At 74.2% G+C, this 13,083-nt stretch carries 11 protein-coding genes; 3 read left to right on the top strand and 8 right to left on the bottom strand.

Annotation, left to right across the window (positions count from 1 at the left end; all coding sequences use genetic code 11):
• Positions 1–50: 50 nt before the first annotated feature.
• The 4 genes from PSD17_RS12165 to typA all read right to left on the bottom strand — a co-directional run bounded on the left by PSD17_RS12165 (position 51) and on the right by typA (position 6,923).
• Entirely contained in the window at positions 51–1,001 is a 951-nt protein-coding gene (locus PSD17_RS12165; protein WP_233899304.1) for an ABC transporter permease, read from the bottom strand.
• 48 nt (positions 1,002–1,049) lie between these two features.
• Positions 1,050–2,753 carry a peptide ABC transporter substrate-binding protein gene (locus PSD17_RS12160; RefSeq protein WP_013673192.1) on the bottom strand — a complete coding sequence of 568 codons (1,704 nt, stop codon included), beginning with the start codon at positions 2,751–2,753 and terminating at the stop codon, positions 1,050–1,052.
• A gap of 237 nt (positions 2,754–2,990) precedes the next feature.
• Positions 2,991–4,952, bottom strand: coding sequence for an ABC transporter family substrate-binding protein (locus PSD17_RS12155; protein WP_143770366.1), 1,962 nt, complete (start codon positions 4,950–4,952; stop codon positions 2,991–2,993).
• A gap of 33 nt (positions 4,953–4,985) precedes the next feature.
• Positions 4,986–6,923 carry a translational GTPase TypA gene (typA, locus tag PSD17_RS12150; protein WP_013673190.1) on the bottom strand — a complete coding sequence of 646 codons (1,938 nt, stop codon included), beginning with the start codon at positions 6,921–6,923 and terminating at the stop codon, positions 4,986–4,988.
• Positions 6,924–6,995: 72 nt separating this feature from the next.
• Here typA and PSD17_RS12145 point away from each other — a divergent pair, with 72 nt between their 5' ends.
• Positions 6,996–7,136 (top strand): hypothetical protein, encoded by a 141-nt coding sequence (locus PSD17_RS12145; protein ID WP_339122707.1) that lies wholly within the window; start codon positions 6,996–6,998, stop codon positions 7,134–7,136.
• Positions 7,137–7,268: 132 nt separating this feature from the next.
• Here the strand turns inward: PSD17_RS12145 and PSD17_RS12140 are convergent, their stop codons facing one another.
• The 4 genes from PSD17_RS12140 to PSD17_RS12125 form a co-directional block, all read right to left on the bottom strand.
• A complete protein-coding gene (locus PSD17_RS12140) occupies positions 7,269–8,078 on the bottom strand; it encodes a hypothetical protein (protein WP_339122693.1) in 810 nt (269 codons plus the stop codon).
• A 217-nt stretch (positions 8,079–8,295) separates the two neighbouring features.
• The gene (locus PSD17_RS12135) at positions 8,296–9,129 is read right to left on the bottom strand and encodes an NUDIX domain-containing protein (protein WP_339122692.1); all 834 of its coding nucleotides are present in this window, start codon (positions 9,127–9,129) and stop codon (positions 8,296–8,298) included.
• Between the two features lie 26 nt (positions 9,130–9,155).
• Positions 9,156–10,475, bottom strand: coding sequence for a sensor histidine kinase (locus PSD17_RS12130; RefSeq protein WP_339122691.1), 1,320 nt, complete (start codon positions 10,473–10,475; stop codon positions 9,156–9,158).
• On the bottom strand, positions 10,472–11,158 hold the full coding sequence (locus PSD17_RS12125) for a response regulator transcription factor (protein WP_013673185.1): 687 nt from the start codon (positions 11,156–11,158) through the stop codon (positions 10,472–10,474). The genes PSD17_RS12130 and PSD17_RS12125 overlap by 4 nt, the downstream gene beginning before the upstream one ends.
• 135 nt (positions 11,159–11,293) lie before the next feature.
• Between PSD17_RS12125 and PSD17_RS12120 the strand changes: the two genes are divergently transcribed.
• Both PSD17_RS12120 and PSD17_RS12115 read left to right on the top strand, forming a co-directional pair.
• A complete protein-coding gene (locus PSD17_RS12120) occupies positions 11,294–12,334 on the top strand; it encodes a LolA family protein (protein ID WP_339122690.1) in 1,041 nt (346 codons plus the stop codon).
• Positions 12,331–13,083, top strand: a 753-nt coding sequence (locus PSD17_RS12115; RefSeq protein WP_339122689.1) for an ABC transporter ATP-binding protein, incomplete at its 3' end; no start/stop codon positions are given. The genes PSD17_RS12120 and PSD17_RS12115, both read left to right, overlap by 4 nt.

The raw sequence follows: 13,083 nt of genomic DNA, 5'->3' as shown, positions 1-13,083 counted from the left end.
GGCCGCGTGTCCGTGCGGCCCGGGTGGCCGTTCGGGGCCGGGGAGCCGGCTCAGTTGAGCCGGATCCGCGGATCCAGGAACGCGTAGAGGATGTCGACGATCGTGCTCAGCACGACGTACGCGACGACGCTGAAGATGACGACGGCGATGATCACCGGCGCGTTGCTCTTCACGATCGCCGTCGACAGCAGGTAGCCGACGCCGTTGTACTGGAAGATCGTCTCGGTGATGATCGCGCCGCCGAAGAGCACGCCGAGCGAGACGCCGACGTAGGTGACGACGGGGATCAGCGAGTTGCGCATGGCGTGCTTGCCGATGACGGTCCGCTCGGACAGGCCCTTGGCACGGGCCGTGCGGATGTAGTCGGCGCGCAGCACCTCGAGCATGGACCCGCGCATGAGCCGTGCGATGAACGCCGCGTCGATGATCGCCAGGGTGAAGGCGGGCAGCAGCACCTCCTGGTACCAGGGCACCTGGACCGTGAAACTTCGTGGGACCGAGGGGAAGGGACCCCATCCCGCGACGTTGGCGACGAGCACGACGCCGATGACGAACACGGGGATGCCGATCGCGAGCGTCGCGATGACGGTGACCAGCACGTCCCAGAACGAGTAGCGCTTGACCGCGGCGATGACGCCGGCCACGACACCGATGAGGATGTCGATGACGATCGCGACGAGCGCGAGCCGGACGGTGTTCGGGATCGCGGCCTCGAGCATCTGTGCCACCGGGCGGTGCTGCTCGAAGTCGATGCCGAAGTCGCCGCGCACCATGTTGCCCAGGTAGATCACGTACTGCAGCGGCAGCGGCTTGTCGAGGCCGAACTTCGCGCGGTTGGCCGCGGCGATGTCCGGCGGAACGGCCTTCTCCCCCGACGACGCGAACGGGTCACCGATCGCGAAGGTGGCGAGGAAGATCAGGAGTGTGGCGGCGAGGATGACCAGGACGGCCTGGACGACCCGCCGCAGGATGAAGCGACCCATTGTTCCGGCTTCCGACACGGAGGGACGGTGCCCGGCCCGAGTCCCGGGCCGGGCACCGTCGCCGTGTCACTTGATGGTGATCTCGGACAGGGTCGGGTTCTCCCAGAAGTCCATGTTGACGTTGCCGAACTTCGCGGTGTTGGCCAGCCGGAACTGCTGGCGGGCGAAGAGCGGGATCAGCGCCATGTCGTCGCCGATCGCGATCTTCTCGGCCTGCTTGTACAGGTCGTTGCGCTTGGCCACGTCCTGCGTACCCGCCGCCTGGGCGAGCAGCTGGTCGAACTGCGGGTTGCTGTAGCGGCCGCGGTTGTCACCGTTGGCGACGTCGTTGGGCGTCGCGGCGCCGATCGCCTGCGTCGACAGCAGGGGCTGCAGGAAGTTGCCCGGCGTCGGGTAGTCGGCGGTCCAGCCGGCGCGGAACAGGCCGGTCGCATTGGGCTGCTGCTCGTTGACCAGCAGGTCCTTGAACGGCACGCCCGAGTAGTTGACCTTGAGCCCCAGGTTGGTCTCCAGCTGCTGCTTCACCGCGGCCGTCCACTCCTCGTGGCCGCCACCGGTGTTGAACTGGAAGTTGACCTCGGTGCCCGGGGTCAGGCCGGCCGATGCGGCCAGCTTCTTCGCGTCCTCGGGGTCGTACTTGCAGGCCGTGCAGACGCCGGGCTGGTAGGCGTTGGTGAACGACGCCGGGATGAACGCGTCGGCCGGGACCTGCGAGCCCTGGAAGACGCCCTGAGCGATCGCGTTGCGGTCGATCGCCTCGGAGACGGCCTTGCGGGCGTCGGCGGTGTTCAGCGGCTTCGTGGTCACCGACACGAGCAGGTAGTTGATGCCCGCCGTCTTCTTGGAGATCCACTGGTTCTTCGACTCGTTCGCCGCGCGCGCCTGCGTGAGCAGCGGCGTCGGGATCCGGGCCCAGTCGAACTGGCCGTTGTTGAAGCCGTCGTACTCGGCCTGGATGCCGGTGTCGGCGGGGGTGATGGTGATCTCGACGGCGTCCAGGTTCGCCTTCGGACCGGCGCTGTAGCTGTCGTTGCGGACCAGCTTGATGCCCTTGTCGTGCTGCCACGGACCGTCCATCTTGAACGGGCCGTTGCCGATGGGCATGTCGTTGTAGGTCTTGTTGTCGGCCGCGCCGGCGACCGTCGGGACCGGCGCCAGCGGCGGCGCGGCGGTGCGCAGCTCGAACTCGCAGTCGGCCTTGGACAGCCCGACCTTCAGGACGTTCGGGTCGGTGGCGTCGACGCCCGAGAGCGTGCTGGCGGAGCCGTCCTGCATCTGGGCGAAGCCCTGCACCTCGTCGAGGTGGTAGGCGACGTCGGAGGCCGACGCCTTCGCCGAGGTGCGCTCCCAGCCGCGCTTGAACGCCGCCGAGTCGACCGGCTCGCCGTTGGAGAACACCTGGTTGGGCTTGAGGGTGAACGTCCACGCCGTGCAGTCGGCGTTGGGCTCCCACTTCGAGGCCACACCGTCGTAGACGTCGCCGTTGGGCTTGACGTTGACCAGACCGGTGAACAGCGCCTTGTTGACGAGGATGCCCTCGGACTCCTGGGCGTTGTACGGGTCGATCGCGGTGGGCTCGGTGATGCCGAGCCGGAACGTGCCGCCGGGCTTGCCGGCGACGGGCGGCAGGTCCTGCGTCTCCGGGAAGCCGACGGCGGTCTGTCCGCTCCCGCCGGTCGACTGGTTCGACTTCTGGCTGCATCCCGTGAGGACCATTGCGGCCACCGCGGTGAGCGCGATGGCCGATGCGGCCGCCCTCGATCTCCTCATCGACTCCATGCCTCTCTGCTGTCGTGACCGGTCCCCGCGGGTTCGCCGCGACGTCCCCGGTCAGTGACCCCGGATCGCGCCATGTGTGGGGCGAACCAGCATTGCTCGGGACGGTAGGAAGCGCGTCGGGGCACGTCACCGACCCCCGGCCGATCGTGACCAAAGGGTGATTCGCTGGTTACGACGTGCAACAGTCTGCGCTACCGTGCGGTAACTTAGCGCTGGGCCGGGCGACACTCAACTCGAGGGGGTCCGCCACCGCTGCGCGCCGGTGAACGGACCGGTCGACAGCGGCCCCGGCGAGATGTCCGTCGACTCCGTCGCGGCCGGCGTGCTCACCACGAGACCGACCGGCTGGTACAACGGCAGCACCGGCAGCTGGGCCCACAGGACTCGCTCGACGACGGCCTGCGTGTCGACGCCGGCGGTACCCGCGACGAGCCCGTCGAGCAGGCTCTGCAGCGCCGGGAAGCAGAACCGGGTGGGGCTGGCGGCGACGGCCGTCGTTCCGCCGGGGACGGGCCGCGGGCACCCGTAGTCCGACGCGTACCGGGCACCGACGTCCCCGCCGACGGGCCGCGGCAGCACCATCACGTCGGCCCGCAGCGGTCCGGACGCGGGCGGCGCGGTAGTACTGGTGGGCGGCCCTGTCGACCCGGACAAGGCCGTCGTCGACGGAACGGTCGTCGACGGAACGGTCCTCGCCGGAGCGGTCGTCGTGGCACGGCCGGGGGACCGGGTCGTCGTGGGGGGCGCGGTCGTCGGCGCGCCGGACGCCGTGTCGGACGGGGTGGGCGTCGTCGTGGTGGGCGGGGTGGCCGGCACCTCGGGCTGGACGAACAGGTCGGCCGCCGGGGGCGCGACGACCGTGGTGCCGATCCCGGCCGCGTCCAGCTGCGTCGCGACGGCCTCGGCGAGCCGGACGTCGTCGGGACGTTCGGCGGCCGCCCCGATCACCAGCCGCAGCGGCCTGCCGCCGATCCCCCACCGGCCCTGCGCGTCGCGGACGTACCCCGCCGCGAGCATCAGCCGTTGCGCCGCAGCAGGATCCGGCCGAGCCGGGGGTCCGGCGGGAGCCGTCGAGGCGTATCCGGGCTCCGACGGCGCGAGCCCGAACGCGTCGGCCGCCACCGCGCCCGGCGCGACCTGCGTGCGCAGGGCCTCCCGGTCGAGGGTGGCGGCGACGGCCTGGCGGACCCGGACGTCGGCGAGCGGGCCGGTGTCCGAGCGGAACGCCAGGCTCGTGACGACGGGCTGCGGCGCCTGCTGCGTCCGGTACGCCGGGCCGAGCGCCGCGAGCAGCTGGCTCACCGTCGGGTCCGACTCGGGCAGCGCGGCGTCGAGGTCGCCCGAGCGCAGCTCGTCGACCATCGTCGAGTCGTCGACGGCGCGCAGCACGATGCGGTCGAGCGTCGTCGGGCTGGCCCAGTAGAGGTCGTTGCGGGTCAGCACGACCTCACCGCGGGCCCGGTCCACCGAGGCGATGCGGAACGGGCCGCCCGACGCCGGCAGCCCGTTGGCCAGTGCGCCGGTCCAGGAACCGGGAGCGTCCTTGAGGATGTGCGCGGGAAGCAGGCCCGAGAACAGCTGCTGCCACTGCGGGTACGGCTGGGAGAACACGACGTCGACGGCCTTGCCGCCCGCGCGCGACCGGACGTCGCTGATCAGCCGGTAGCCCGCGGCGTCGACGGTCCCGGGCTCCGAGCGCATCCGGTCCCACAGGTAGACGAAGTCCTCCGCCGCGATGGGCGCGTTGGTCGTCCACGACGCCTGCACGTTGAGCTCGTAGCTCACCGTGAACGGGTCGGTCGACGTCACGCGGGCGCTCGTGGCGATCGTCTGGTCGAGCTGCAGCGTCCCCTCGGCGTCGGGCCGGAACACCGAGGGCAGCACGAGCGTCGAGAGTGCCGTCGTCACCGGGGACTGGTCGGAGAGCAGATGGGGGTTGAAGCCCGCGCCCAGCGACGGCACGCCGACCGTCACCGTCGTCGGCTCGGGCGTCGCGGCGGTCGACGGCGCCGGGGCCGGCGGGACGACCTGCGGCGCAGGCTCGTTCACGCACGCCGCGAGCAGCCCGGCCAGCAGCAGGACCAGTACCGCGCGCAGCGACGCCGGACCGACCGTCCCGCCGCTGCCCGTCACCCGCTCCTCCTGCGCCGCACCACCACCCGGCCCCGGCAGTACCGGGCCGCGACCCATCGTCGCATCGCGGCGAGGGGCCGCTGCGTCGGGTCAGTTGGCGGCTGCGGCCTTGGCCCGGGCGCGGGCCCGGCCGCGGGCGTGCGAGTCGAGCTCCACCTTCCGGATGCGGACGTTCTCCGGCGTCACCTCGACACACTCGTCGGGCGCGCAGAACTCCAGCGACTGCTCCAGCGTCAGGATCGTCGGCGGGGTGAGCTTGACGAGCTCGTCGCCGGTCGACTTCCGCATGTTGGTCAGCTTCTTCTCCCGCACGATGTTGACCTCGAGGTCCTCGTTGCGGGTGTACTCACCGATGACCATGCCGTCGTAGACCTGGGTGCCCGGGCCGACGAACAGCACGCCCCGGTCGGCCAGCGCGTCGACCGCGTAGGCGGTGACGGCACCGGCGCGGTCGGCGATCAACGAGCCGCGCAGCCTGCTGGAGATCTCGCCGACCCAGGGGCCGTAGCCGTCGAACACGTGGCTGGCGATGCCGGCGCCGCGGGTGATCGTGAGGAACTCGGTGCGGAAGCCGATCAGGCCCCGCGACGGCACCCGGAAGTCGAGCCGGACCCGGTTCTCCCCGTGCACCATCTGGCTCATCTCGCCCTTGCGGGCGGCCAGCAGCTGGGTGACCGCACCGAGGCTGTCGGTGGGCACGTCGATCGAGAGCTGCTCGAACGGCTCGTGCAGCTTGCCGTCGATCACCTTGGTGACGACCTCGGGCTTGCCGACGGTCAGCTCGAAGCCCTCGCGGCGCATCGTCTCGACGAGGATGGCCAGCGCGAGCTCGCCGCGGCCCTGCACCTCCCAGGTGTCGGGCCGCTCGGTGGGCAGCACCCGCAGCGAGACGTTGCCGACCAGCTCGGAGTCGAGCCGACCCTTCACCTGACGGGCGGTGAGCTTGCCGCCCGGGTGCGGGTCGCGGCCGACGAGCGGCGAGGTGTTGATGCCGATCGTCATCGAGATCGCCGGCTCGTCGACGTGGATGCGCTCCAGCGCGACCGGGTTCTCCGGGTCGGCGAGCGTGTCGCCGATCATGACGTCGGGGATGCCGGCGACGGCGACGATGTCCCCCGCGTACGCGACGTCGGTGGGGACGCGGGTCAGCGCCTCGGTGCGCATCAGCTCGGTGATCTTGACGCGGGTGACCTTGCCGCCGTCCTGCATCCACGCGACCTGCTGCCCGCGGCGGATGACGCCCGCCCGGATGCGGCACAGCGCGATGCGGCCGAGGAAGTTGGTCGCGTCGAGGTTGGTGACGTGCGCCTGCAGCGGCGCGGCCGGGTCGTCCGACGGCGGCGGGACGGTGTCGAACAGGACGTCGAACAGCGGCTGCAGGCCGTCGGAGTCGGGCAGCTCACCGTCGGCGGGCCGGGTGCGGCTGGCCTTGCCCGCCCGGCCGGAGGCGTAGACGACCGGCAGGTCGAGCAGGTGCGCCGTCTGGTCCTCGTCGAGCTCCAGCTCGTCGGCGAGCTCCAGCAGCAGCTCCAGCGACTCGTCGACGACCTCGGCGATCCGGGCGTCGGCCCGGTCGGTCTTGTTCACGACGAGCATCACCGGCAGCCCGGCGGCCAGCGTCTTGCGCAGCACGAAGCGCGTCTGCGGCAGCGGACCCTCGGAGGCGTCGACGAGCAGCACCACGCCGTCGACCATCGACAGGCCGCGCTCGACCTCGCCGCCGAAGTCCGCGTGCCCGGGGGTGTCGATGACGTTGACCGTGACGCCGTGCCAGTCGACCGTGGTGTTCTTCGCGAGAATGGTGATGCCCTTCTCGCGCTCGAGGTCGCCCGAGTCCATGACCCGGTCCACCGGCTCGGCACGTTCGCCGAACGCGCCGGACGCGCGCAGCATGGCGTCCACGAGCGTCGTCTTACCGTGGTCGACGTGCGCCACGATGGCGACGTTGCGCAGCCCTCCGCGCGCGTCCGGCAGGCCGCGGTCCGCGGTCGCCGGTGCAGCGTCGAGGGTGGATCCAGCTGTGCTCACACTTCACGGTATCCCGACGACACCCTGGCCCTTCCCCAGGCATGAGGTTAGGCTCGCCTGACAATGGGCAAGGTGAAGAAGAAGTGCTGCCGATCGAAGCCGAAACGGTGCAAGAACTGCCCGGTCGTCGCGCTCCGGCTGCGCCGGCTCGGGGCCGACGAGCTCACCGGCATGAAGCTCCGGAAGGCACTGGAGCGAGCCCGCGTGTACTGACTCCGACCTGCTGTTTCCCGCCGATCCCGGTGCGCCGGTCGAGGCCCGCGCCCCGTCGACGTGCGAGCGGTCGCGCCGCCGTCCGCTGACGACGGCACCGCCCTGCCCGCGGCCGCGCCCGGGTGATCGGAATCACCCCGTGATCCGGGCCCTCCCCAGCGCCGCGACCGTCTCCAGGACCTCCGCGACGACCCACTCCGGACGCCCGACGAGATCCCCCGGCCCGACCTCGAGGACCGCCCAGCCCGCCGGGGCCGGGGTCCCGGCCTCGGTGACCGCGAGCCGGGCCGCCGGGCAGACGACCGCCGCGTACCCCGGCTCCGCGAGCACCCGCGCGGGCACGCCGCCACGGCGCAGCATCCCGGCCAGCCGCAGCCGCGCCGCCGACCGCGCCCGCTCCCCCGCCTCCCGCAGCAGCCGCTCGCCCCGGCCGTCGTCGCGACGGGCCGCGGCGAGGACGTCGTCGAAGCCGACGACCCGGTGCAGCACCGCGTCCAGGAACGCCGCCCCGGCGGGGCCGAGGGCGAGCGCGGCCTCGACCGTCGTGAGCGGGCCGGCGGTGACGGCCAGGCCACGGTGCTCGTCGAGGTCCGGCACCGGCAGGGTCCGGCGCCGGACCGTGACGCCCGGGCGCTTCCCGGGCGAGCGTCGCCGCGGGACCGTGACGGCGACGGTCGCCGGCGCCCGCACCGGCATCCCGTGCCACCACGCCGCCGCCACCCCGGACAGCACCGCCCCCTCCCCCGCCCACAGCACCGCCGCCCGCACGCGCGCCTCCGGGGTCGGCTGCGTGGCGACGGTGAGGTAGACCCGAGGATGCAGCGGGCGCCAACGTCTGCGCGCGAGGCGGTGGTCGATCTCGTCGGCCGACAGGCCCGCCGCCAACGCCTGCTCCCTGGAGACGACGCCCGCCTGCCGCGCCCGTAGTTCGTCGAGGCACATGCGGCTCCGACGACCCGCCGACCCGCCCGGTTCCCCCGTCCCGCGAGGACGTCGCACCTGCGAACCCGCCGCGTCGCAACGCCGGGCTCCCGACCGACCGAGCGCAACCCCGCTGCTCCCGCGCCGCCCGATCCGGACGCTCAGGTTGCGCGCCACCGTCCGGGCGCAACGCCACTGCTCCTGCCCGACCCGATCCGGACCACGTGGCCGCCCCGGGTCAGGTGCCGAGAACCGCGCAGAGGTCGAGCAGGACGGCGCGATCGGCGTCCACCCAGTCCAGGGTCGCGAGCCCGGCCGCGTCCACCCACCGCACGGCGGCGTGTTCCAGTGCCGCCGGCTCGGCCGAGCCGGGCCGTAGCCGCGCGAGGTGCACCCGCAGGAGCCCGGCGTCGATGGGCAGGTCGGTGCCCAGCCGGCCGCAGGCGACGACGTCGGCGCCCAGCTCCTCCCGCAGTTCCCTGGCCACCGCGGCGTCCTCGCTCTCCCCCGTCTCGACGCTCCCGCCCGGTAGCTCCCAGCGGCCGGCGAGCGCGGCGGGCCGGGTGCGCTGCGCGGCGAGGACGCGCCCGTCGCGGACCAGCGCCGTCGCGACGACGATCCGCGCCCCGGCCGCGACGCCCACCCGCTCGGCCAGCTCCGCCGCCCGCGCGCCGAGCACGCCGCGCAGCAGCGGGCGCAGGACGAGCGGGTCGGCGAGCGGCCCGAACGGGGCGCGCCAGGTCAGCGTGTCGGTGACGCGGGTGCCGGCCGCCGCGACCTCGAGCGTGGTGACGTGCGTCAGCTCCGGCACCGGGCCGCGGACCAGCGACGTCGCGAACCGCGCGGGCGTCACCTCCTCGACGACCGTCTCCCCGGGAAGCGTGAGCGGCATCCGCGCGAGCACCCGGACCCGCAGCCGCACCCGGTCGCCGGGCGCGAGGAGCCGCACGTCGGAGGCGTAGCCGTGGCCCGCGCGGGCGAGCGCCGCGGCGGCGACCTCGGAGTCCCGCAGCAGCCCCGCGACGGTGCGGCGTGGCGCGGCGACGACGTAGGACAGCTGCTCGACGGGCACGGCGTGATCGTCGCAAAGCCCAGCGGTCACGAGGCGGCGGGCCAGCGCACCTCCAGCCGGGCACCGCCCTCGGGCGCGGCGGCGGCCGCCACCGACCCGCCCCGGCCCCGCACCAGGCCCTCGACGAGCGCGAGGCCCAGCCCGGCCCCGCCCCCGTCGACCGACACCTCCGGGGCGAGGCGGGTGAACCGGTCGAACACCCGCCCGCGGTCGGCCTCGGGGATGCCGGGCCCGTCGTCGTCGACGACGAGGCGCACCCACCGGCCCGCCGGCAGGACACCGACGCGTACCAGGGAACGGGCATGGCGGACGGCGTTGCCGAGCAGGTTGTCGAGCACGAGATCGACCTCGCCCGCGCTCGCCGCCGCCCGCGCCGGCCCGGGCGCGACGATCTCGACGGCCGGCCCGCCTGCGGGCAGCCGGGTCACGGCGGCGCGCGCGGCCGCGCCGACGTCGACGGCCTCGGCGGCGGGCCGGCGGCCGGCGTCGGACCGGGCGAGCGCGAGCAGGTCCGACAGCAGCACGGTCATCCGCTCGGTCTCGCTCGCGATCGACCGCAGCGTCTCCTCGGAGAGCTCCGGATCCGGGTGCGCGACGGCCACCTCGGCCTGGGCCCTGATCGACGCGACGGGCGAGCGCAGCTCGTGCGCGGCGTCGCCGGTGAACCGCTCGAGGCGGGCGACGGCCTCGTCGCGACGCGCGAGCAGCGAGTTGATCGCCTCGGCGAGGGCGCGCAGCTCGTCGCGGGGCTCGGGCAGCGGCAGCCGCTCCCCGGGCGGCAGCGCGGCGGCGGCCGCACGCATCCGGTCGACGGGGCGCAGCGCCGCCCGGGTGGCCGCCCACGCCGCGAGCGCGATCACGCCCGCGACGACGAGCGCCGCGAACAGGAACCCGACGGCGGCCCGGCCCAGCAGCGTGGCCCCGCCGACGAGCGTGCCGCTCGCGACGACGAGCCGCGTCGACCCGTCGGGCACCACCACGGGCACCGCGAGCCACCGCCGGAACTCCCCGCCGCCGAAGGTGGTGATCGCCGCTCCGCTCGCGAGACGGCGCACCTCGTCGCCGCGCAGGGGCAGCGGCCCGCGGCCGTCGACCGGGTCGCCCGCCGTGTCGACGACACGCACCGCCGGGCCCGCCGCGGGCGGCGCGCCGGTGTGCACGCGGCCGGCGACGTCGGTCGCCTGGACGCGCAGCTCGGCGTCGGCGGACCCGGTGAGCGTCGACGCGACGAGCCCTGCGCCCAGGCGCGACAGCGCGAGCAGCGCGACGAGCGCGACCGCGCCGACGACCAGCGTGATCCGGAACCGCAGCGTGCGGCGCGTCCACCACCGACGCAGCCGGGTCACGCGCCCGAGCCCACCAGGTAGCCGAAGCCGCGGACGGTGCGCAGCAGGTGGCCCGCGCCGACGGCGTCGAGCTTGCGCCGCAGGTAGCCGACGTAGACCTCGACGACGTTGCGGCTCGCGGCCTGCGCGTCGCCCCACACCAGCCGCAGCAGCTCGTCCTTGGCGACGGCCGTGTCGGGCCTGCTGGCGAGCGCGTGCAGCAGCGCGAACTCCCGCGGCGACAGCTCCATCGCGTTGCCGTCGTACGACGCGCTGCGCGCCGCCGGGTCGACGACCAGACCGCCGAGGCGGACCTTCTGCCCGGTGCGGCCCAACGTCGCGTCGCGGCGGCGCAGCATGGCCTTGAGCTGCGCCACCAGCACGACGAACGAGAACGGCTTGACGAGGTAGCCGTCGGCGCCGAGGTCGAGCCCGTCGGCCTGGTCGACCTCCCCGTCCTTGGCCGACACCAACAGCACCGGGGTGTCGACGCCCGCGGCCCGCAGGTGTTCGAGCACCCGGTAGCCCGACAGCCCGGGCAGGATGATGTCGAGGACGACGGCGTCGAAGCTGCCGGTCAGCGCGGCGCGCAGCGCGGATGGGCCGTCGCCGACCGCGACGACCTCCATCCCCTCGGCGGTGAGCCCGCGGTGCAGCGCGGTGCGCACCCCGGGCTCGTCGTCCACCACCAGCACGCGCGCCATCGACGGGGACGCTACTGGTCGGCACCGACGCCGGGGAGGGCCGTCCGCAGGTCGGGCTAAGCGGACTCTCAGCGGGCTCAGGGCCCTCTCAGCACGAGGCTGGGCCCCGCTGCACCGATGCGTCAGGCTGGGCCCATGGCTACACGACGTGTCTGGGCCCGGGCCGGGATGGGACTCGCGGTGGCGGGTGCCGTCGGGCTGGGACTGCTCGCGATGCCCGCCGGAGCGGGTGCCGCACCCGAGCTGCCGCCGGTGAGCGCGGAGGATCTCGTCGCCTCGGTGATCCAGTCGAAGGACCCGGGACCGTTGCACGGCACCGTCACCCTCGACAACCAGCTGGGGCTGCCCGCGATCCCGGGTGTCCCGCAGGCCGCGAACGGGTCCAGCAGCGGGCAGGTGTGGTCGGACGGCGCCGGAAAGGGGCGGCTGTCGATCCCCAGCAGCCAGGGCGAGAAGACGATCGTCGACGACGGCACCACGGTGTGGGCGTGGGACTCCGCGGACCGGACCGTCACGAAGAAGGCCGTCGGCACGGACACGCACACGCCACCGGAGGCGACCGCGACCGACCCGGCCGCCGCCGCGGCCAAGGCCGTGCAGGACCTGCGCGCGACGAGCAGCGTCGACGTCGACGGCACCGCCACGGTCGCCGGACGCCCCGCCTACGAGCTCGTGCTGCGGCCGCTGCCGTCCGAGCGGACGCTGCTGCGCGAGGTCCGCGTCGCCGTCGACTCGGAGAAGCGGATCCCGTTGCAGCTCACCGTGCTCGCGAACGGGTCGTCCGACCCGGCGCTGCAGGTCGGGTTCACGCAGCTCGACTTCGGGGCGCAGGACCCCGCGCTGTTCGCGTTCACCCCGCCGCCCGGCTCGACGGTCACCGACGCGCCCGCGCGGCCCGGTGGCGCGCAGCAGCACGAGCAGGGGCAGGAGCCGACGGTCGTCGGCGACGGCTGGGACACCGTCGTGATCGCGACGCTGCCGCCCGCGGACCAGCAGCCGGCGCCGGGGCGCGACGGCGCGCCGGACCTGTCGTCGCTGGGCAAGCCGGTCAGCGGCGCGTGGGGCAGCGGCCGCGAGATCGACACCGCGGTCGCGACGGCGATCATCACCGACGACGGCCGGGTCGCGGCGGGTGCCGTCCCCGCCCAGGTGCTCACCGAGGCGCTCGCGAAGTGACCGCACCCGCCGGGCAGAGCGCCGCCGCCGGTGAGCGCGGTGCCGCGGGAGCCGCCGCGGCGGCGCCTCCCGCGGCCGCCGTCCGCGGGGTGCGGAAGGTGTTCGGGAAGACCGTCGCCGTCGACGGGATCGACCTCGAGGTCCCGTCCGGCGCCGTGCTGGGGATGTTGGGGCCCAACGGCTCCGGCAAGACGACGCTCATCCGCGTGCTCCTCGGACTGACCCGCCCGACCGAGGGCAGCGCCGAGCTGCTGGGCCATCCCGTCCCGGACGCCACGGAGCAGGCGCTGCCGCACGTCGGGGCGCTCGTGGAGGGGCCGGGGTTCCACCCGTTCCTGTCGGGCCGGGAGAACCTGCGCCGGGTCGCGGCCACCGAACCCCTGCTGGCGAGCGCGCAGATCGGCGACGCCGTCGGCACCGCGCTCGAGCGCGTCGGGCTGTCCGACGCCGCCGACCGCCGGTTCCGCGGCTACTCGCTCGGCATGAAGCAACGGCTCGGGCTGGCCGCGGCACTGCTGGTGCCGCGCAAGCTCGTCGTGCTCGACGAGCCGACCAACGGCCTCGACCCCGCCGGCACCCGCGACGTCCGGCGGATCGTCGCCGAGCTGCACGCGGGTGGCGCGACGGTGCTCGTGTCGTCGCACCTGCTGGCCGAGGTCGAGGCGACCTGCACCCACGTCGCGGTCCTCCAGACCGGCACCCTCGTCGCCGCCGGCGAGCTGTCGGTACTGCTGGAGGCGGGGACGGGC

The organism is Pseudonocardia sp. D17 (assembly GCF_036984265.1).
Lineage (GTDB): Bacteria > Actinomycetota > Actinomycetes > Mycobacteriales > Pseudonocardiaceae > Pseudonocardia > Pseudonocardia benzenivorans.
Note: the sequence above shows the minus strand (reverse complement) of the source record. Positions and strands in the feature narration are given on the sequence as shown.

Bases quoted from the DNA above. Each gene is read 5' to 3' on its own strand.
- PSD17_RS12155 (WP_143770366.1), bottom strand. From the start codon at position 4,952: ATGGGTCGCGGCCCGGTACTGCCGGGGCCGGGTGGTGGTGCGGCGCAG.
- PSD17_RS12140 (WP_339122693.1), bottom strand. From the start codon at position 8,078: ATGTGCCTCGACGAACTACGGGCGCGGCAGGCGGGCGTCGTCTCCAGG.
- PSD17_RS12120 (WP_339122690.1), top strand. From the start codon at position 11,294: ATGGCTACACGACGTGTCTGGGCCCGGGCCGGGATGGGACTCGCGGTG.
- PSD17_RS12160 (WP_013673192.1), bottom strand. From the start codon at position 2,753: ATGAGGAGATCGAGGGCGGCCGCATCGGCCATCGCGCTCACCGCGGTG.
- PSD17_RS12125 (WP_013673185.1), bottom strand. From the start codon at position 11,158: ATGGCGCGCGTGCTGGTGGTGGACGACGAGCCCGGGGTGCGCACCGCG.